The following is a 20335-nucleotide window of genomic DNA, read 5'->3' as shown; positions in this document are numbered from 1 at the left end:
TATGAAGAATCATTTTATTGTTTGTCTGATGGCGATGATGTCGTGTCTGTGCCTGTTCAGGATGGATGCGGTGGCCGCAGATCCCGGAACGGATGGCGGCGGAGCCGTGATTCAGGGTGTGCCGGCAGCGGATGTCCAACTGGTCATGCTGGGCGATTCGATTACGGACAATTTGAGGAAATCGGAACCTCCGTTGCGAGATTTTCAGCCGATTTGGAAGAAGTATTATGCTCCGTATCATGCTGTCAATTTCGGAGTGAGCGGTTGTAAGACGGTTGATGTGATTCGGCGGATTCAGGGCGGTTTGCTGGATCAGCTCCAGCCCAAGGTTGTGATGCTGTTGATCGGTACCAATGATACCGGAACGGGGCGTTCTGTCGAGCAGACTGTGGAAGGGATTTCCGATATCGTCAAACTCGTTCATGCAAAGTTGCCGACGGCGCGTATTCTGGTGCTTGGCATTCTGCCGAATGATATACGGGACTGGCATGTGATTGGCGCGAAGGATCCGGCAGCCAAATGGGCTGCCGACCGCCTCGTGAATCAAAGAGTCGAAGCGCTTTTGCGGGATGTGCCGTATGCAACGTTTTTGAATATGGAGAAATCGTTTTTGAATGCTGATAATACGGTCAATGAACAACTTTTCTATGATCCCTGGGAGGTCAATTTTCTGGGGAGAAAATGCGGCCCTCTTCATCCGAATACGCAGGGTGCTCTGCGCATGGCCGAGGCTGTGGAGCCTGTGTTGAAGAGGCTTTCCGGTTCATCCGATCAATAAGTTGCCTTCCTGTTTGTGGACGGAAGGTGTTTTCGCTCTGGGTGGAGAAGCCTTTTTATGGCAAGTCGGCTGCAAGAGTATGCCTTCCGGCGGGCGACGCTGGCGGTTTTTCCGGGTGCTGCGGGGTGACTCAGGGTTGAAAAGCGCAACATGATGCGGAGGAGGCGGCGAAGTTTGCCGAATGCAGGCTCGTATCGGGCTCGCATGGCAGGCTGTGTCGAGGAATGAGCTTTGCGATTGAGAGCGCTGCTCTTGGGGGGGCGGAAGAGGATGTGATAAACCGGATGTGCCGGACATTTATTGGGGCGAAGAGATTTTTTTTGATAAAAGAGCGTCTGATTTCGGACGATGCGGTTGTTGGAGCGTTATTCAAGATGAAAAGGGACGAATGGGGTGTTTGACTTCTTTGTATTCCCTGGTATGATTCATTCAATTAATGTCTATATATGTACCGTTATTGTTTCTTTGAAAAGTATTCTGCAAGGGTAGCAGGCAAGATTGTTGCGTTTGCCCTGGGGGTGGGATGTTGCGGCATGGCTGCGCTTGTTGCTGCCGAGAACGGAGGGGGTGAAGTATTGATGGCCGGATCCGGCGATGCCTCCGGCTATTCACAGAAAGATTTGTCCGCTGTGATGGCGGCTGCGGAGCAGGGTGACGCCTTGGCGCAATGTGAACTCGGCCTGCGTTATGGCCGGGGTACCGGCGGTGCCGTGCAGGATTTCGATCAGGCGGCGCAATGGATGCGCAAAGCGGCAGAGCAGGGAAATGCCGAGGCTCAAGGTACGCTGGGTTTCTTCTATCTGGAAGGCAAAGGAGTGTCGCAGGATGTCGAGAAAGCATTTGCATGGGCAGAGAAGGCTGCACGGCAGGGGGATGCCCAGGCTCAAATGGTACTGGGTTTTTGCTATCTGGAAGGCAAAGGAGCGCCGCAGGATGCCGAGAAAGGATTTGCATGGATGGAGAAGGCGGCGAAGCAGGGAAATGCCCAGGCGCAATATAATCTGGGTCTCTGCTATTATGATGGTACAGGAACGCCGCGGGATGACAGTCAGGCTTTTATATGGATAGAGAAAGCGGCCCAGCAGGGATATGCTGGTGCTCAAATAGCAATGGGTGTTTTGTACCTGGAAGGCAGAGGCGTGCAGCAGGATGTCGAGAAAGGATTTGCATGGCTGGAGAAGGCGGCACAGCAGGGAAATGCCGCAGCTCAAATGGTACTGGGTTTTTGCTATCTGGAAGGCAAAGAAGTGCCGCAGGATGACAGGCTGGCTTTCGAATGGTATGAAAAGGCGGCCCAGCAGGGATATGCTCAAGCGCAATATCTGCTTGGCAATTTCTATTGTGATGGCAAAGGCGTGCCGCAGGATGACAGACAGGCTTTTGCATGGTATGAAAAGGCGGCGAAACAGGGAAATGCCGAGGCTCAAGGTAAGTTGGGTTTCTTCTATCTGGAAGGCAAAGGAGTGTCGCAGGATGTCGAGAAAGCATTTGCATGGGCAGAGAAGGCTGCACGGCAGGGGGATGCCCAGGCTCAAATGGTACTGGGTTTTTGCTATCTGGAAGGCAAAGGAGCACCGCAGGATGCCGAGAAAGGATTTGCATGGATGGAGAAGGCGGCACAGCAGGGGAATTCTCAAGCGCAATATCAGCTTGGCAATTTATATCATGATGGCGAAGGCGTGCCGCAGGATGACAGACAGGCTTTTGCATGGTATGAAAAGGCGGCTCAGCGGGGTTATGCTCCAGCTCAGTGTAATTTGGGCGTCATTTATCAGAAGGGCAAAGGAGTACCGCAGAATGACAGGCAGGCTTTCACGTGGTATGAAAAGGCGGCACAGCAGGGATATGCTGATGCTCAAACAGCAATGGGTGTTTTGTACCTGGAAGGCAGAGGCGTGCAGCAGGATGTCGAGAAAGGATTTTCATGGACGGAGAAGGCGGCTCAACAGGGGGATGCCCAGGCGCAATATAATCTGGGCGGTTGCTATATGGTGGGCAAAGGAACGTCACAGGATGAGGAGAAAGGTGTTTTCTGGCTAGAGAAGGCGGCACAGCAGGGATTTGCTCCTGCAAAAGAGATCTTGCGGCAGAGGGCAAGCAGCGCGCTCCCTGTTCCCAGTGACACTCTTGCCCCTCTCGGTGATGCTCCTCCCATGCGGGATATGTTTCAGGAAGCGTTTGAACAAGGTAAACAGGCGGAGTGAGGGGCCCGCAGGGCGGCGGATTCGCGTGATGCCCGGGAGTGTGTTGTTTACCTTGTTCGGATGCAGCAAGCTGGCGTTGCCCTGATGGATGAGCGTGGTTCTTCAGGGTGCGATGGCCGGTTTGAATGGCGTGGCGGTGCCGTAGTCCGACGGCTTGTCCAAGGGTGGGCGGTTCTTCATTCATGAGGAGGCGTGTCCGGTGTGTGCCTGCCGAGGGCAGGCGTTTATCGGATGTGCTGTCGGCATTTTTGCGTCGCGGAGGATTCCGGTTGATTCCGTGTCTGTTTTTACCTATACTTTCGTGCATGACTCCTGTGAAATCGATACCTTTGGCCCATGGCCGCCGTTCTTTTATCTGTGCTGCCGTTTTGTTGTGTGCCGGAATCGGGGTGTCCGTTTATATGCGCCATGCGTCTTTCCGGGAAGGTTCGGATACGTATGGATGGTTCGGAGACGATTGGTGTTTGTCCGGCGGCGGAGGTTCGTTGAGTGATGAGGAGGTTTTGAGATATCGCGATTATATGGCGGGAGGTTCCAGAGAAGAGGAGCTTTACAAGATGGCGGCTGCGGAGGTGCCGGAGATTCGGGAAGCGGCGGAGAAGGGTGATCCCATCGCACAATGCAGGATGGGCCATGCGTGTTCCGAGGGTATCGGCGTGCCGAAAGATGATGTGCAAGCCGCGCAGTGGTTCAGGAGATCGTCCGATCAAGGGTTTGGCCGGGCGGAACGGGCGCTTGCGTGGTGTTATCGCGAGGGAAAAGGAGTGCCGCAGGATAGCGGTCAGGCTCAGCGTTTGTACAAGCGGGCTGCCGATCACGGTGATTCGGTTGCGGCTCAGGAGACGTTTTCCATGTATATGCAGGAGGCGTCTGAGGAGGCGAGAAAAGAGCGTGATGCCAGGTTCAAATGGGAGATGCTGCGTTCCAGCCTGATGGCGGCGGGGCTGAGTCTGTTCGGATTGTGCCTCCATGATGTATGGGCGAGGAGGAGGATGCGGCGGGAGATGGCGGAAGCGGAGTTGAGGGCGAGGGCGGTGAGGCAGCTCTGTGATTTGAAGGATGCGCCTAAATGCGTGAGGCCCGGCATGCGTGGCCGTGAGGGAGATGCGGGTCGGTAGGATGCGGTTTTCTCGCTTGGTGCGGGAGGCTGTTCGTGGTAAGATGAGCGCATGAGTATGTCTTCCGACGGTCAGGTGGTGATGACGGTTTTGCTGTGTGTGCTGGCAGGGGTGAGTTTGCTGCTTTTTTTGTTGTGGATGCGCGAGAGGGATCGGGCGGTGCGGGGAGCGGCGGATCTGGAGAATGCGCGGCGCGATGCGGAGAATGAGCGTTTGCGGGCGGAGAAGGTGGAGGAGTTGAGCGAGATGCTGCGGCTGCGGATGTCGGAGGATTTTTCGGAGTTGTCCCGGAAGAGTCTGGAGCATTTGGGCAGGCAGTTCATGACGATGGCGAAGTCCGAACTGGAGACGCAGCAGGTGCAGGCCCAGGGTTCGCTGGAGAAGAAGGAGATGGCGATTCGCCATTTGCTGGATCCGGTGGGGCAGTCTTTGGAGAAGGTACATGCGGTGATGGCGGAGATCGAGAAGGAGAGGAAGGAGAATCTCGGTTCGCTGCGCGAGAATCTGGCGCAGATGCGGCAGAGCCACGTGGAGCTGGTGCGGGAGACGTCGAAGTTGAGTTCCGCCCTGCATAGCCGCAGTGCGCGCGGGAGGTGGGGCGAGCTGCAGTTGCGGAGGATCGTGGAGCTGGCGGGGATGGTGGAGCATTGCGATTTCGAGACGCAGGTTTCGGTGAAGGATGAGCGGGCGTTCCGCCCCGATATGGTGGTGAATCTTCCGGGCGGGCGTTGTGTCGTGATCGATGCGAAGGTGCCTATGGATGCCTATTTGCTGGCGATGGAGGCGGCGAGTCCCGAGGAGCAGGCGGCGCATTTGGCGCAGCATGCGAAGCAGGTGCGGGCGCACCAGCGCGCACTGGCGGATAAGAGGTATTTTGCGATGTTCGACAATACGCCGGAGTTCGTGGTGATGTTCCTGCCCGGCGAATCTCTGCTGCATGCGGCGATGGAGGCGGATCCGGCTTTGTTCGAGCAGTGCCTGGAGGGCAATGTGGTGATGGCGACTCCTTCGACGCTGATCGCCCTGCTGAAGGCGGTGGCCTACGGCTGGCGGCAGGAGCAGCTGGCGCTGGGGGCGAAGGCGATTTCGGAGCAGGGTAGCAAGGTGTATGAGAGTTGCCTGACGTTTCTTGAGAATCTGGGGAAATTGGGTGTGGCGTTGAAGAGTTCTGTGTCGCATTACAATAATGCGATCGGTACGGCGGAGTCCCGCCTGCTGCCTCGTGCGCGGAAGCTGGCGCAGATGGGAGTGGCGGCGAAGTCGAAGGCGGAGGATAAGGCTTTGCCTCAGGTGGATGTGCCGGTGCGCACGCCGCAGATTCCCTCCGATGGTGATGGTGATTGAGGTGGCATTCCGGTGTTCGGAGGCGGTTTGCCGGGAAGGATTCGGCGGAAGACGTAGTTTGGGGTTGTGGTTTTTGTGTTTTACAGGTAGAGTTCACCCGAACTCATGATGAAATTTTTCCCTGTTACACTTCCCGTTTGCGCTTTTCTGTTCGTGTCCGGTGTGTTGCCCGTTTCGGCGCAGGAGCAGCCGGAGGCCGGCAGGCCCAAGCCCCAGCGCGTGGTGAATCGCATAGCAGCTTCGGTGAACGGTCGTCCGATTACGACGGCGGAAGTGAGAGCTTCCCTGTATCCGATTCTCCGGGAGTTGCAGGTGCTGTATCCCAAGCAGGGTCCCAAGTTCTTTTCGGAGCTGGCCAATGCGAAGAAGATGATTCTGAATGATTTGATTGAGCGCGAGCTGGTGCTGGGCGAGTTTGAAGAGAAGGGGTATATGATGCGCGACGACCATATCGAGACGGCGATCAATTACCATATTCTGACGCGTTTCAACGGTAACCGCGATGCTTTCCTCAAGGGGTTGCAGGCGGCGGGGCAGAATTTGACGGATTTCCGCGAGTCGATCAGGAAGCAGGAGATCGTGAATGCGATGCGCAGCAGCCGGTTCGACCGCAATATTCCGCCTACGCCGGATGAGATCAATGCTGAGTATCAGAAGATCAAGTCCGATTTCCGCGATTTGACGCAGGATTCGATCGTGTACGATAAGATTTTCATTCCGTTCATTCCGTATGATCCGTCCAAAACTCCGGACGATCAGTTTCTGCTGGCTGAAGAGGTGGCCAAGAAGCTGAAGAATAAAGAGATTTCATTTGCCGACGCAGCCAAGGAGTATTCATCGGATTCCATGGCGGAGAAGGGGGGGCGCTGGGATCGCATCAAGCGCGGCGAGCTGGCAGCGGAGTTTGCTTCCGTGGTGTTCAGTGCGCCGGTTGGGGAAATTGTAGGGCCGCTGGTTGACAGGCCGGACCCCCAAACGTTGCAGCACGGTGGTTTTACGATTGTGCGTGTGGTGGATAAGTCGCTGGCTCCCGCTCCTCCTCTGAGCAAGGTGAAGGAAGAGGTGGATGCCTCCGTGCGTCGCAAGCGCAGTGAAGAGCGTTATCGCCAGTGGGTGGAGCGGCTTCGCAATAAGGCGATTATTCGTACTTTCGTTTGATGCCGTTTTGAACGGTTGCCGGGCGGTTCAGGATGTCCGGCGGTTTGCAGCCTGTTGAGCCTGCAAGAGGTCGTCTGCTTCGAGAGCGCAGGGATCGGGCGCGACGAAGTGGCTCATGGCGATTTCGACGGGCGTGAGGTCGATGCCGATGCTTTGTTCGTAGGCCGGGTGGCCGATGCGATGGCCGAAGGCGGAGCCTGCGGGCGGGTCGATGGGGGAAGGGACATCGCCGGGCAGGGGCCGGGCATTGTTTTTCTTCGCCGGATCCGGTTCGGGGATGGCGGAGATGAGGGCCTTGGTGTAGGCGTGTTTCGGGTTTTTGTAGATTTCTTCAGAGGGAGCTGTTTCGACGATTTTGCCGAGGTACATGACGGCAACGCGGTCCGAGATGTGTTTGACGACGGCGAGGTCGTGCGCGATGAAGAGGTAGGAGAGTTTTCTTTCTTCCTGCAGGTCGAGGAGGAGGTTGAGGACTTGCGATTGGACGGAGACGTCGAGCGCGGAGACGGGTTCGTCGAGGATGAGGAGTTTCGGGTTGAGTGCGAGGGCGCGGGCGATGCCGATGCGCTGGCGCTGGCCGCCGGAGAATTCGAAGGGGAAGCGGTCGATGGCGTTCGGCGGGAGGCCGACGCGGTCGAGGAGGGCGCGGACACGGTCGCGGCGTTCTGCAGGGGTGCCGATGCGGTGGATGAGGTAGGGTTCGGCGACGATTTGGCCGACGGACATGCGCTGGTTGAGGGAGTCGGCGGGGTCCTGGAAGACCATTTGGATGCCGGGCCGGAGGGGACGGAGGCGGTGTTCGGAGAGGTTTGAGATGTCGGTTCCCTGAAAGAGGATGCGGCCTGCGGTGGGTTTGAGGAGGCGGACGATGGTTTTGCCGATGGTGGATTTGCCGCAGCCGGATTCACCGACGAGGCCGAGGGTTTCTCCTTCGCGGATGGTGAGGGAGACGTCGTCCACGGCTTTGACCCATCCGGCTCGGCGCATGAGGATGCCTTTGCGGACAGGGAAATATGTTTTAAGGTGCTGGACGTCGAGGAGCGGTGTTTCCATGGCGGTGTGCGGTGAGGGTGTTACGGGCAGCAGACGGGGCATGCTTCGACGAGGTGGCCCGGTGAGATTTCCTTCATGGGCGGCCTTTCGAGCAGTTCGTCTGCCGGGCGGCCCATGCGCTGGCAGAAGCGGCAGCCTGCTGCGAATTCCCCGATGCCCGCCACCTGGCCGAGGATGGTGGGAAGGTGCGTTTTGCGCGGGGTGTCGAGGCGCGGCATGGAGGCGAGGAGTCCCCGGGTGTAGGCGTGTGTGGGGTGGGTGAAGAGTTCGCGGACGGGGGCGGTTTCGACGATGCGCCCGGCGTACATGACGACGACGGAGTCGCAGTGCTGGGCGATGACTCCGAGGTCGTGCGTGATAAGGATGGAGGAGGCGTGTGTTTCTTCCCGGAGTTCGCGGAGGAGGTCGAGGATTTGCGCCTGTACGGTGACGTCGAGGGCGGTGGTGGGTTCGTCCGCGATGATGAGGGAGGGGGTGCAGGCGAGAGCGATGGCGATGACGACGCGCTGGCGCATGCCGCCGGAGAGCTGGTGCGGATATTCGTCGACGCGTTGTTCGGGGGCGGGGATGCGGACGCGTCGGAGGAGTTCGATGGCGGCATTTCGGCCTTCGGCAGGCGACATGCCTTTGTGGATGGCGAGGGATTCCGCGATTTGCCGTCCGATGGTGTGGACGGGGTTGAGGGCGGTCATGGGTTCCTGAAAGATGGTGCCGATTTCTCCGCCCCGGATGCGGTACATGTCTTCAAGGCTGGCGGTGACGAGGTCTTTTCCATTGAGGAGGACGCTGCCGCCGAGGATTTTGCCCATGGGCTGCGGGAGAAGCCGGATGATGGACATGGCGGTGACGCTTTTGCCGCAGCCGGATTCTCCGACGATGCCGACGCAGGAGCCGCGGGGTACGGTGAAGCTGATGTCGTCGACGGCGCGGAGCTGTCCGCCGTCGGTGTCGAAGGCGGTGACGAGGTTGCGGACTTCAAGGAGGTTGTCGCTCATGGCTGGTTAAGGTGTCTGGCCGGGAGGCAGGGGGATGTTTTCCTGTTTTTCAGGGTAGGTTTCGCCGTTGTGCCGGGCGCGGATGGTGGCGGCTTTTTCGTTTTCGTCGATCCAGTAGAGGTGGCTGTCGAGCGGGTCGTAGTAGCGGGGCGGGGCGAAGTTGGTGGTTTCGCTGCGGGGCCATTGGATCCAGCGCCAATAGGCGAGCCGCCAGAAGTCGGTCGTCCAGCCGGGTATCCATGTGGCGGAGTCGTGGATGAGCTGCTGGGCGCGGTGCGAGGCGGCGACGGCTTCCTGTTCGGTGGTGGCGTCGCGTTCGTCGATGAGGGCTTCGTCAAGGTCGTCGTCGGCGTAGGCGGTGATGTTGTTGGTCGTGGTGGCGACGTTTCCTTTGCTGTCGTAGGCGAAGCTGGAGTGGAATCCCTGATGGAGGCGGGGGATGGGCGGAGTGAAGCCCCAGGACCAGACGGCGGCCTGATGGCGTTTGTCCATGACTTTGCGGAAGAAGACCATGGTGTCGAGCGAGTCCGGCAGGATTTCGACGCCGCATCGCGCGGCGTCTTCCCGGAGTTTGCTCATGAAGATGTTGTAGAGGGGTTCGTTGGCGTAGGAGATTTCGACGGTGAGGCGTTTTCCTCCGGGAGTGCAGAGGTAGCCTTCGCGGTCTGTCCGCGTGTAGCCTGCCATGGCGAAGTATTCGCGGGCTTTTTCCGGGGAGTATTCGCGGGCGCGGATGGAGGGGTTGGTGTATTTGCCGAATCCGGTGGCGTAGGAGTGGAGGCGGCGGTAGTCTCCCCGGAAGACGGTGTCGATGATGCCGTCGATGTTCATGGCATGATGCAGTCCCAGCCGGATGTTTTTGTCGTTGAAGGGGGGGCGTGAGGTGTTGAGGAAGAAGCCGAAGGGGGAGCGTGGCCAGATGTTGTGGAATTCGGCGCGGCGGATGTAGCCGTGGTGGACTTCTGGAATTTCCATGCCTTCGTACCAGTGTTCCGGTTCCCGGAGGGAGAGGACGTCGAGTTCGCCGATACGGAAGAGTTCGCGGACTTTGGCCGGGTCGGCATAGAAGAGGTAGAGGATGTCGTCGACGTTGCAGGAGTAGCGCGCGTATTTGCGGTTTTTGGCCCACCAGTCGGGGATGCGTCGCAGGCCGATTTGCGTGCCGCGGATGACGTTGTCCGGAGAGACGGCGTAGCCCCCGGTTCCGGGCGGTGTGCGCCACTGGTAGCGTTCGGCGTAGTCCGCGCCGAATTCGCTGTAGAAGTGGGTGGGGTCGCAGGTGAGTGCGGCTTTGTAGACGGGCATGGGCGCACGGGCCGGGAGGGTGACGGAGAAGGTGCGCGGGCCGTAGAGGGTGATGCCGGCGATGTTTTCGAGGTAGTAGTTCTGGTAGTAGGAGGCTTTGGCGTAGGGGGAGGTGCGGATGTAGATGGCGGTGAGGAAGTCGCGCGTCGTGATGGGGGTGCCGTCGGTGAAGGTGGCTTTGTCGTCGATGTGGTAGTAGACGGTTCGTCCGTCGTCCGAGACGGCCCATTTGTCCGCCAGTCCGGGGATGATGGCTCCGGTGCCGGGGTGAATGGTGACGAGGTCCATGGCGATGTCGTCGTAGAGGTAGCGGCGGAATCCGTTGTTGCTGTTCGGGCCGAAGGGGCGGAATGTGTCCGGGAAGGAGCGGGTGATGGGCAGGCGGAGAGTGCCGCCTTTGGTGGCACGGGGGTCTCCCAGTTCCGGTTCGTCCCAGTTGCTTTCCCATGGGAGTGCTGCCGGAAGGTCTTCGGGACGTTGCAGCCGGATGTAGGGGCCGCCGTCGAGGCGGGTGCGGTAGGCGGCAAGCTGGTTGCGGGCTGTTTTGAGGGTGGTTTCGTGATGGCGTTTTTCGGCCGGATTCTGTGCCTGTTCCTTGAGGCGTTCGAGGGATGCGACGGTTTCTTCTTGCTGTTTGATGGCGTTTTCGAGCCACGAGCGGCAGCGGGCGTTCCACGAGGCGATGAAGCCGGGGGATTTGTCCGTGGGGGCGAAGCCGGGGGGCATGCGCCATTTTTTCGCATAGTCGGGCGTGTTTTTGCCGGGGAAGCCGAGGGGCATGTCCTGTTCTTCCGGTTCGGGCTGCCAGGCGACGCCGCGTGCGCGAGCCGAGTCGCCGCATCCGTTGAGGCAGATGAGGAGGAAGAGCAGGGTGCAGAAGCTGAGGAAGCCGTGTTTCATTTATAGGTGGTGAATTTTTTCGGGTCGAAGGCTTCGCGGACGGCTTCCCCCATGAAGGTGACGAGGAGCAGGACGAAGACGAGGGCGGAGAAGGCGGAGGAGACGATCCACGGTTTGGAGAGGTTGGCGAGGCCGTCGTTGAGGAGGCGGCCCCAGCTTGCGTAGGTGTCCGGCAGGCCGAAGCCGAGGTAGTCCAGCGAGGCGAGGGCGAGGATGAGGCCGGAGACGCTGAAGGGGATGAGGGTGACGAGGATGGCGATGAGGTTCGGCAGGATGTGGACGAAGAGGATGCGAGGGGTGGATGCTCCCATGACGCGGGCGGCGGAGACGTAGTCGCGCGCTTTTTCCTTCATCGTGGAGGTTCGGAGGAGGTAGGTCATTTGCATCCAGCCGAACATGCTGAGGAGGGCGAGGATGAGGAAGAGGCCCTTGAACCGGAGCGGCACGAGGTCCGAGATGATCATGACGACGAAGAGGAAGGGCACCTGCGAGAGGATTTCGATGAGGCGCTGCATGGCCAGGTCGTATTTGCCGCCGAAGTAGCCCATGAGCATGCCCATGGAGATGCCGATGAGGTAGACGCAAGGGAGGTAGAAGAAGGCCGCCTTGAGGTTGACCTGCAAGCCGCCGTAGAGGTAGGCGAGGATGTCGGATCCCTGCGAGTTGGTGCCGAGAAGGTGCCCTCCGGCGAGTGGCGGCGAGGGGTGGTGGTGGATGATGTGGAAGGAGTGTTCCGGCGTGCGTGTCAGGAAGTCGCCAAGGGTGCCGGGGCCGGTGTATTTGGCTTTGTCCTGCATTCCCCTGGCGTAGTGGGCGGAGAGTACCTGCGTGCCGTCCGGAAGCCAGCCTTGCGCGGGGCCGTCGGGCAGGCCCTGCCGGAAGCGGAGGCGCATGTGCTGACGGCCCGTGCCTTCTTCATACAGGCGGGAGGCCTGCCCGTTGTAGGGGCGTTGTTCGCCGGGGGCGTAGCAGAGGCCGTCGCTGCGGCGTTCGAGGGTGACTACGGGTTCTGCGGCGGCATCGCCCGAGGGGTCGTAAGGGATGAGGGGGAGGAGGACGAGGGAGGGTTTGCCGGGGTGGCCTTCTTCGGTTTTGAGGCGGCGGTAGTCCGGTTCGGCTTTGGCGGCATCGCCGGTGAGGCCGAAGGTTTCTCCGGGGATGACGGAGCGAGTGAAGGCGGGCGCGTACCACCGGCCTTCATAGATGACGAGGAGGGCGCGTTTGCCGACGAGTGCCTGGTCGAGGCATGCGACGAAGACGAGGCCAAGGAAGACGAGGAAGGCGGCATACCCCCGGCGGATGCTTTTGAAGCGGGCGATGCGCCGGGCGTTGATGGGGGTGAGGCGGAAGCGGCCCGGCGGCTGGCGGAGGAGCCAGATGGAGAGGGCGAGGGCGGCGGCGGTGCAGAGCCAGCCGAACCAGAGGAATTTGCCGTCGGGCGTGATCCAGGAGTCGCTGAAGCCTGCCGTGTGGAGGAACTCCATTTCGCGTGCTGCGGTGAAGGGCCAGCTCAGGGTGGGGAGGAGCAGGCCGCAGGCTTCGCCGATGCCGGAGAGCAGGGCGCATGCGAGCAGGAGGTAGGCGAGTTTGCGGATCATGTTCAGTCGAATTTGACGCGGGGGTCGACGCAGGCGACGACGATGTCCGCCAGAAGGTTGCCCAGCATCATGAAGAAGGAGGTGAGGAGGAGGCTTGCCATGATGAGCGAGTAGTCTTTGTCCATGAGTGCCTGGTAGCTGAGCATGCCGAAGCCCTGGATGTCGAAGACTCGTTCGATGAGCATGGATCCCGCGATGATGGTGCTGACGAGGGTGCCGAGGGTGGTGGCTAGGGGGATGAAGGAGTTGCGGAAGGCATGCCCGTAGACGGCCTGCCGGAAGGTGACGCCTTTGGCCATGGCGGTGCGGATGTAGTCCGAGGAGAGGTTTTCCATGAGGTTGTTTTTCATCATCATGGTGGTGACGGCAAAGGTGGAGATGACGTAGCAGACTAGGGGGAGGACAGTGTGATGGGCGAGGTCGCGCACCTGCGCCCAGAAGCCCATGTGTTCGAACCCGGAGGAGGTGAGGCCGCAGAGGGGGAACCATTCGAGCCGCGCGCCGAAGTAGACGACGAGGACGGCGCCGAGGGCGAAGCCCGGTACGGCATAGCCGAGGAAGATGAGGACGGAGGTGATGTTGTCGAACCAAGTTTTGTGCCGGATGGCTTTCATGATGCCGAGTGGCAGGCTGACGGCGTAGGTGATGATGGCGCTGAGGATGCCGAAGTAGAGGGAGACGGGGATGCGCTCGGCGATCATGTCCCACACGGGTTCGTTGTATTTGAAGGAGTTTCCGAAGGAGCCCTGAAGGATGCCGTCGTAATCCTCTTTCCATGCGACGGCGCGCCATCGGTAGCCTGCCGCTTTGTCGGCGATGGCGGTTTCATCTGTTTTGTCCAGGCGTTTGGCCCAGCGTTCGGCTCGGTCGCGCGGGGTTTCGAGGGCGAACATCCATCCTTCCCGTGCCGGTTCGGATACGTCGCCATTCTGGTATTCGAGGAGGCGGGGGGTGGTGCCTTCTTCGGGTTTGGCGAGGCGGACGAAGCGGCCGGAGTCGCTGAGGGTGAGGACGGTTTCGTTGCCGCCGGAGGGGAGTTCGGCCTTGGAGATGAGCGTTTTTTTCGGCAGGATGCCGAGCCATTGCAGGTAGGCGATGCCCGTGCGCTCCTGAAGGTTGAATTGCTCTTCCAGCCGCTCCAGGTCTTCTTCGCTGATGTTGGAGTCCCCCTGTGCCGTGGCTTTTTCGCCGGAGAGCGCGCCCATGGTCTGTTCCTGCATCATCTGATCGACGGGGCCGCCGGGGACGAAGCGGGTGACGCAGAAGACGAGGAAGGTGACTCCAATCAGGGTGAGGGGCATCAGCAGGAGTCTTCTGATGATATACGTCTTCATACGGCGCGTGGAGCATACAGGAAGAAGCTCCTGATGGCAAGGAAGAAATGAAGGCGCGCCGGATGAAGTGCCTCAGGCTTCCGGGATGCCGATGAGGGTGGCCGGGTTGCCGTGGTGGCGGACGGTGCGTTCGAGGTCGGCGAAGGTGAGGAAGACGGTGGCGGTGTTGTCGTTGGGGTGGACGCCGACGAGCGGGCAGGCGGCCAGGTCGCGGTCGAAGAAGACTTCGACATTTTTTTCCGTGTTGTTGAGGATGCAGAAGGGGGAGACCGAGCCGGGGCGGATGCCGAGGTGGGTCATGAGGCGTTCTTCCGAGCCGAAGGAGAGGGCGGTGGAGCCGATGACGGTGCGCAGCGTTTTGATGTCGACGTTTTTATCCCAGCGGACGACGATGAGGAAGTGCCTGCGGCCTTTGGCATCGCGGAGGAAGAGGTTTTTGGCGATGGTGCCCTGTGTGCCGAGAGTAGCGTTCATCATGTCTTCGACGGTGTGCATGGGCGCGTGCTCGGCGATGGTGTAGGAGATTCCCAGTTCTTCAAGTGTGCGGTAGACGGTTAGGCGTGCGGTTTCGTTCATGGTTCGGAAGAGGAGGCTGTTCTATCGTGGATGCGGCGGATGGCCCACTCGGCGTGTTCGGCGATGAGCGGGGTATCGTGCAGGGCCTGTTCGAGTGCGGGGAGGTCGTCCGCGGTGCCGATGTTGCCGAGGACGCAGCAGGCGTTGCGCAGGAGACCTTCCCTTTTGATGCGGCGGATGGGGGAGTGGCGGAAGTGTTCGGTGAAGGTTTGGTCATCCAGCGTGAGGATGTCGCGCGGCTGGAGGGTGCGGAGGTGCCGGGGGAGCAGGAGGCGTGTGTCGTGCGTTTCCCGAGCGAAGCGGTTCCACGGGCAGGCTTCGAGGCAGGTATCGCAGCCGTAGAGGCGGTCGCCGAGGAGGGATCTCCATTCTTCGGGGATGCTGCCTTTGTGTTCGATTGTCCAGTAGGAGATGCAGCGGCGGGCATCCACGGAGTGGCCGTCGAGAGCGCCTCCGGGGCATGCATCAATGCAGCGGCGGCAGGAGCCGCAGCGAGGAGAGCAGGGGGTATCCGCCGGGAGTTCCAGCGTGGTGAGGATGGTGGCGAGGAAGATGCAGGAGCCGCCCTGCGGGTGGATGATTTGCCGGTGCCTGCCGATCCATCCCATGCCGGAGAGGGTGGCGTAGTCGCGTTCGTTGACGGGGCCGGAGTCGGTGTAGTACCGCTGGCTGCCTCCGTAGAATCGGAGGGTTTCGTCGAGGTCGGCCAGTTTGCTTTCGAGCAGTTTGTGGTAGTCGTGGCCGTGGGCGTAGCGGGCGATGCGTCCGCGAGCGGTTCGGAGGTTATGCGGCGTGTAGGGATAGGAGAGGATGGCGATGCTCCGTACATCCGGGAGGACGAGGGTGGGATCAAGGCGTTTTTCTTCCTGCCGCTCCATCCATTCCATGGAGGCATGGCAGCCGTTGCGGAGCCATTGCTGCAGGGTATGGCCGTAGGGCGTGGGTACGGCGTGCGCTACCCTGCAATCGGAGAATCCGAGCTGCCGGGCGGCCATGTCGAGCGCCTGTCGGGCGGGATGGTCTGCGGGCGGAGGCACGGGGCGATTATAGCGCAGAGGGGCGGAATGTACACAGCAAATAGGGTCTGTGCCGTGTGTATTCGGGGATATCGAAAAAACGCCGCACCTTGCAGGGTGCGGCGTTTGGAAAATGGTTGGTCGGAACGGTTAGCGCTTGGGAATGGAGGATTCGCGTTCGCATGCGGGGAGCATGACGTTCAATTGGCGTTCCTGAATGCGCTTTTTCTGGCCGATGTTGTTCTTTTCGGTGATTTCCTTGGCCTGCTGGATGGATTTCAGGCGTTCCTGTTCGGCGCGTTCCTTTGCTTTGGCATATTCGTCGATGCTTGCCTGCTGCTTGGGTGTGGCGGTGCGCTTGAGCGTATCTACGGACAGATCGGCCGGAGAGACGTTCGGTGCTGCGGAGGCTGCGGAGAGGAGCAGCGCGAGTGCGGAACATGTGGAAATGAGACGTGCTTTCATGGCGTGTTTGACTCTGCAAGTATAAGTGTTTGCCTGCACATGTCAAGTTACTTTTTCACGTTCTTTCGCTCATGGGGGACGGAGCTCCCGGAATGGTATGCGGAAGCGCGCGGTACTCCATGAACAAAACCGCCGCTTTCTTGCGAAAGCGGCGGCAGGTTGAAAAAGCTTGTGTGAAGTTTTTCCTGCGTTTAGCGGGAGTAGAGTTCCACGATGAGCTGTTCGTTCACGATGGGGGCGATTTCTTCCTTCGTGGGTACGCGGGAGATTTTGCCGGTGAACTTGTCCTTGTCGCATTCCATCCAGTCGGGGACGACGACGGTTTGCGTGAGGTCCGCATAACGGGTGACGAGGGTCTGGGAAGCGGCCTTCGAAGCGACGGCGATGACATCGCCGGGGGAGCAGCTGAAGGATGCGACGTTGACCTTGCGGCCGTTGACGGTGACGTGGCCGTGCGAGACGAGCTGGCGGGCGGCGGAACGCGTGTTGGCGAAGCCGAGGCGGTACACGACGTTGTCGAGGCGGAGTTCAAGGAGCTGAAGAAGGATTTCGCCCGTGATGCCACGGCGGCGGGATGCTTCTTCGTAGTATTTGCGGAACTGGCCTTCAAGCACGCCGTATTGGAAACGGAGCTTTTGCTTTTCGGCAAGCATCACGCCGTAGTCGGACTTCTTCTTGCGTCCGGCACGCACGCCGTGCTGACCCGGGGGGAAGGGGCGGCGGGCAAAGGACTTGCTGGGGCCAAAAAGTTCAACGCCGAAACGACGAGAGACTTTATCGCGGGGACCTGTATAACGAGCCATGATAAATGTTCTTGTATGTAGTGTTTGATGAATTAGACGCGGCGAGCCTTGGGAGGACGGCAGCCATTGTAGGGAATGGGGGTGACGTCGCGGATGGCGGTGATTTCGATGCCGAGGGCCTGGACGGCACGGACGGCGGATTCGCGGCCGGAGCCCGGACCCTTCACGCGCACTTCGGCTTCGCGGAGGCCGTGGCCCATGGCCTGGCGGCAAGCGTCCTGACAGACGACCTGACCGGCATAAGCCGTGCTCTTGCGGGAGCCCTTGAAGTTGAGTTTGCCGGCGGAGGACCAGCCGATGACGTTGCCCTTGAGGTCGGTCACGCTGACGACGGTGTTGTTGAAGGTGGAGGAGATGTGAACGATACCGGAGGTGACGTTCTTGCTGCCCTTGGCCTTGAGGATTTTGACCTTGTCGTCGGCATCGCCGAGGCCGAGTTCGGCAAAGATGTCGCGGCGTGCTTCAGGCTTTTTGGTTTCTTCAGCGGCGGCGGGAGCAGCCACGGGAGCGGCAGCTTCAGCGGGGGCAACCACTTCTTCGGTGATTTCTGTGATGGTTTCTTCAGCCATGATGAGATGTTCTACGTGGTTGTCTTACTTCTTCTTCTGGGCACCGACGGTCTTCTTCTTGCCCTTGCGGGTACGAGCGTTGGTGCGGGTGCGCTGTCCGCGGACGGGCAGGCCGCGGCGATGGCGGATGCCACGGACGCAGTTGATGGTGGAAAGACGCTTGAGGTCGATCTGCTTTGCACGACGAAGGTCACCTTCAATGAGGATGCCGTTGGACGTGATGGCCTGAACGATCTTGGTGAGCTGTTCGTCGGTGAGTTGACCCGTGCGAAGGTCCGGGTCGATGCCGGCCTGCTCAAGGATCTTCTTAGCGGTCGAAGCGCCGATGCCGTAAATGTAGGGCAGTGCGGCTTCGATGCGCTTTTCGTTAGGGATTTCTGTGCCGAAAAGACGTGCCATAATGGTTTCTTTGCTTTAGCTGTTTGGTGAATGCCACATTGCGCGGCATTTGTGCTGGACGAAGGATGTACCATATTCCGGTTTTTTTGCAAGCCCAAATCGGTGGAAAATTACATATTTGCGTTTATTTGGTTTGTTTTTGGGTATTCACCAAATAAATGAGCCGCAATATGTGGGCGGGGGGGGGCTTGTTTCCGGTGAGGTCAGATGTATTTTCTCTTGTCGAAGAGATGGGCGCGCAATGGGTCGGTGGCGGCCAGGTGGGTGAAGGCGATGGCGAGGGCATCCGCCGCATCGGGGGGCGGCGTTTCGGTGAGGTGGAGCAGGGCGCGCATCATGAAGGCGACCTGCTGTTTTTGTGCGCTGCCTTTGCCGACGACGGCGAGTTTGACGCATGTGGGCGGGTATTCCATGATGCGCAATCCGCACCCGGCGGCGGCGATGACGACGGCGGCGCGGGCCGATCCCATGGTGATGGCGGTGCGGTGCGACTGGACGTAGATGATCTGCTCGATGGCAAGTTCATCGGGTTGCCATGAAGCGATTAGTTCGCCGATGCGTTCGTGGATGAGCAGCAGGCATTCGGACTGGCTGCGGCTCTGGGGGATGGAGAGTGTGCCGTATTCCAGCGCGCGCGCCTCGCGGGAGTTGCCTTCGATGACGGCGTATCCCGTGTGGCGGATGGCAGGGTCGATGGCGAGTACTCGCATGGGGGGCGGCGGCGCGGTCAACGGCGGCGTTTTTTGGGCGCGGGCCGGGACTTGCGGAGGGGGCGTGCGGGAGCGCCGTCGAGCAGGGCCGTGTAGGCGTAGTCGAAGCTGTCGAGCTTGCGGCGTTCGATTTCCTTGCCGATGAAGATTTCGACGGATTTGGCAAAGTCGAGTTCATCGGCGGTGAGGAGGGTGAAGGCGTCTCCGGTGGCTTCGGCGCGGCCGGTGCGGCCGATGCGGTGGACGTAGTCTTCGGCGTTTTCGGGTACGCGGTAGTTGATGACGTGGGTGACGCCGTTGATGTCGATGCCGCGGGCGGCTACGTCCGTGGCGACGAGGATGTTGTACTGGCCGTCCTTGAAGCCTTTGAGTGCCTGCATGCGTTCCTTTTGTCCGATGTCGGAGTGCATGGCGGTGACTTTGTCGCCGTGGCCGTCCCTTTGAAGGAGGGAGCATACGCTGTCCGCTTCCTTGCGGGTGCGGGTGAAGATCATCAGGGACTGGAAGTCCGTGCTTTTGACGAGGGCGAGGAGGAGTTCGTCGCGCTGGTCGAGGCCGACGGGGTAGAAGGCATGGGAGATGGTCGCGGCTACTTCGCGGCGGGCGATGCTGATTTCGACGGGGTCGGTGAGGCACCATTTGGCGAATCCGGCGATGACTGGGGGCATGGTGGCCGAGAAGAAGAGTGTCTGGCGGCCTTCCCAGGGGCAGAGGTTGATGATTTTGCGGACGATGGGGAGGAAGCCCATGTCGAGCATGCGATCCACTTCGTCGAGGACGAGGCATTTGAGCTGCCCGAAGCGCATGGTGCCGCGGTAGAAGTGGTCCACGAGGCGGCCGGGGGTGGCGACGATGATGTCGGCTCCCTTTTTCAGATCTTCGGTTTGCTGGCCGTAGCCGACGCCGCCATAGAGGAGGGCGACGGTGAGGTCGGTGTGTTTGGCATATTCGCGGAAGGCTTCGGAGACCTGGTCGGCGAGTTCGCGCGTGGGTTCGAGGACGAGGATCTGGGGCTGGCCCGTGTGGGTGATTTTGCTCAGGAGGGGGAGGGCGAAGGCGGCGGTTTTGCCGGTGCCCGTCTGCGATGCGCCGATGAGGTCGCGCCCTTCAAGGACGATGGGGATGGCCTGTTCCTGAATGGGGGTGGGGGTCTGATAGCCGCAGTCGGATACGGCCTGGAGGATGGGTTCGGAGAGTCCTAATTCGGAAAACAACATGATTTTTGATCTAAATGAAGGTGTGTATAACGAAAATCGGCGATCCGGGAAGGGAGCGCCGATGGCCGGTATCACGGGATGTCAGGAGAGGAATGGGTTGGTGAGCCGTTCATGCTTGACGGTGGTGTAGGGGCCGTGGCCGGGAAGCACGATGGTGGTGGCAGGCTGGTTCAGGATGCGGGCATGGATGCCGTTCAAGAGCTGTTTTTCATCGCCGCCGGGAAGGTCCGTGCGTCCGATGGATCCGGCGAAGAGGACGTCGCCGGAGAAGAGTTTGTCTTCGTCTACGAGGTGGTAGACGTTGCTGTCCGTGGAGTGGCCCGGCACGAAGTGGATATGCCAGAGCTGGCCGCCCCAGTTGGCGGTGCGGCGTTTTTCGTCCACGATGTCGTCTACCTCGAAGGGTTCGACGTGCATGTCGGGGTCCCATGCGTTGCGCGCGAGGGTTTCGAGCGTGAGCTCAGGGCTGTAGGGGGAGTGGGCATGGATGGTGCAGCCGAACTGTTTTTTGAATTTCGCCGCATCCTGAATGTGGTCGAAGTGCTGGTGGGTGATGAGCAGGTCGGTGATTTTGGCATCGGGTTTGCGGGAGAGAATCCAGTCGACGAAGCCGAGGGGGGCGTCGATGGCAATGTAGGTGTTGTCTCCGGTGATCACAAGATAGCCGTTGCAAGCGGCGATTCCGCCTGTGTAAACCCTGATGTTATCCATGCAAAATCGATTATAAGATATTTTGCCGCTCTTGGCGAGTCCAAATCGCGTATGCCTGATGTTTCCTGCGTGCCGTGTGCAG

General features: G+C 60.1%; 19 protein-coding genes. 5 read left to right on the top strand and 14 right to left on the bottom strand.

Features of this window, described 5'->3' with window-relative positions; translation table 11 throughout:
• Position 1 precedes the first annotated feature (1 nt).
• The 5 genes from AC781_RS06525 (at position 2) to AC781_RS06505 (ending at position 6602) form a co-directional block, all read left to right on the top strand.
• Positions 2-778 (top strand): GDSL-type esterase/lipase family protein, encoded by a 777-nt coding sequence (locus tag AC781_RS06525; protein WP_083076672.1) that lies wholly within the window; start codon positions 2-4, stop codon positions 776-778.
• Positions 779-1224: 446 nt separating this feature from the next.
• Positions 1225-2982, top strand: coding sequence for an SEL1-like repeat protein (locus AC781_RS06520; protein WP_067775364.1), 1758 nt, complete (start codon positions 1225-1227; stop codon positions 2980-2982).
• A gap of 305 nt (positions 2983-3287) precedes the next feature.
• The gene (locus AC781_RS06515) at positions 3288-4100 is read left to right on the top strand and encodes a tetratricopeptide repeat protein (RefSeq protein ID WP_172801814.1); all 813 of its coding nucleotides are present in this window, start codon (positions 3288-3290) and stop codon (positions 4098-4100) included.
• 51 nt (positions 4101-4151) lie between these two features.
• Positions 4152-5444 (top strand): DNA recombination protein RmuC, encoded by a 1293-nt coding sequence (locus tag AC781_RS06510; RefSeq protein ID WP_083076668.1) that lies wholly within the window; start codon positions 4152-4154, stop codon positions 5442-5444.
• Between the two features lie 105 nt (positions 5445-5549).
• Positions 5550-6602 carry a peptidylprolyl isomerase gene (locus AC781_RS06505; RefSeq protein WP_067775359.1) on the top strand — a complete coding sequence of 351 codons (1053 nt, stop codon included), beginning with the start codon at positions 5550-5552 and terminating at the stop codon, positions 6600-6602.
• Positions 6603-6629: 27 nt separating this feature from the next.
• On the opposite strand, the gene AC781_RS06500 is transcribed toward AC781_RS06505, so the two are convergent.
• The 14 genes from AC781_RS06500 to AC781_RS06435 form a co-directional block, all read right to left on the bottom strand.
• Entirely contained in the window at positions 6630-7655 is a 1026-nt protein-coding gene (locus AC781_RS06500; protein WP_067775416.1) for an ABC transporter ATP-binding protein, read from the bottom strand.
• A 20-nt stretch (positions 7656-7675) separates the two neighbouring features.
• A complete protein-coding gene (locus AC781_RS06495; RefSeq protein WP_067775356.1) occupies positions 7676-8650 on the bottom strand; it encodes an ABC transporter ATP-binding protein in 975 nt (324 codons plus the stop codon).
• Between the two features lie 6 nt (positions 8651-8656).
• Entirely contained in the window at positions 8657-10855 is a 2199-nt protein-coding gene (locus AC781_RS06490) for an extracellular solute-binding protein (protein ID WP_067775349.1), read from the bottom strand.
• Positions 10852-12453: an ABC transporter permease subunit gene (locus AC781_RS06485; RefSeq protein WP_067775341.1), complete on the bottom strand. Its 1602-nt coding sequence runs from the start codon at positions 12451-12453 to the stop codon at positions 10852-10854. The genes AC781_RS06490 and AC781_RS06485 overlap by 4 nt, the downstream gene beginning before the upstream one ends.
• A 2-nt stretch (positions 12454-12455) precedes the next feature.
• On the bottom strand, positions 12456-13787 hold the full coding sequence (locus AC781_RS06480; RefSeq protein WP_067775339.1) for an ABC transporter permease: 1332 nt from the start codon (positions 13785-13787) through the stop codon (positions 12456-12458).
• A 72-nt stretch (positions 13788-13859) separates the two neighbouring features.
• Positions 13860-14363, bottom strand: a complete 504-nt coding sequence (locus AC781_RS06475; protein WP_067775336.1) for a prolyl-tRNA synthetase associated domain-containing protein — start codon at positions 14361-14363, stop codon at positions 13860-13862.
• Positions 14360-15400, bottom strand: a complete 1041-nt coding sequence (queG, locus tag AC781_RS06470; protein WP_141675790.1) for a tRNA epoxyqueuosine(34) reductase QueG — start codon at positions 15398-15400, stop codon at positions 14360-14362. Before queG ends, AC781_RS06475 begins: the two co-directional genes overlap by 4 nt.
• A 129-nt stretch (positions 15401-15529) precedes the next feature.
• A complete protein-coding gene (locus AC781_RS06465; RefSeq protein ID WP_067775331.1) occupies positions 15530-15844 on the bottom strand; it encodes a hypothetical protein in 315 nt (104 codons plus the stop codon).
• A gap of 191 nt (positions 15845-16035) precedes the next feature.
• Positions 16036-16647: a 30S ribosomal protein S4 gene (gene rpsD, locus AC781_RS06460; protein ID WP_067775329.1), complete on the bottom strand. Its 612-nt coding sequence runs from the start codon at positions 16645-16647 to the stop codon at positions 16036-16038.
• 32 nt (positions 16648-16679) lie between these two features.
• Positions 16680-17216, bottom strand: coding sequence for a 30S ribosomal protein S11 (gene rpsK, locus AC781_RS06455; protein WP_083076664.1), 537 nt, complete (start codon positions 17214-17216; stop codon positions 16680-16682).
• Between the two features lie 24 nt (positions 17217-17240).
• Positions 17241-17615 carry a 30S ribosomal protein S13 gene (gene rpsM / locus AC781_RS06450; RefSeq protein ID WP_067775322.1) on the bottom strand — a complete coding sequence of 125 codons (375 nt, stop codon included), beginning with the start codon at positions 17613-17615 and terminating at the stop codon, positions 17241-17243.
• Between the two features lie 203 nt (positions 17616-17818).
• Positions 17819-18325, bottom strand: coding sequence for a crossover junction endodeoxyribonuclease RuvC (ruvC, locus tag AC781_RS06445; RefSeq protein ID WP_067775320.1), 507 nt, complete (start codon positions 18323-18325; stop codon positions 17819-17821).
• A gap of 17 nt (positions 18326-18342) precedes the next feature.
• Positions 18343-19542: a DEAD/DEAH box helicase gene (locus AC781_RS06440; RefSeq protein ID WP_067775317.1), complete on the bottom strand. Its 1200-nt coding sequence runs from the start codon at positions 19540-19542 to the stop codon at positions 18343-18345.
• A gap of 81 nt (positions 19543-19623) precedes the next feature.
• Positions 19624-20253 (bottom strand): MBL fold metallo-hydrolase, encoded by a 630-nt coding sequence (locus AC781_RS06435; RefSeq protein ID WP_067775314.1) that lies wholly within the window; start codon positions 20251-20253, stop codon positions 19624-19626.
• Positions 20254-20335: the final 82 nt, after the last annotated feature.

The sequence above is a fragment of the Neoakkermansia glycaniphila genome (genome assembly GCF_001683795.1).
Classification (GTDB): domain Bacteria; phylum Verrucomicrobiota; class Verrucomicrobiia; order Verrucomicrobiales; family Akkermansiaceae; genus Akkermansia; species Akkermansia glycaniphila.
The sequence above is the reverse complement of the archived record's forward strand: the minus strand, read 5'-3'. Positions and strand labels throughout refer to the sequence as shown.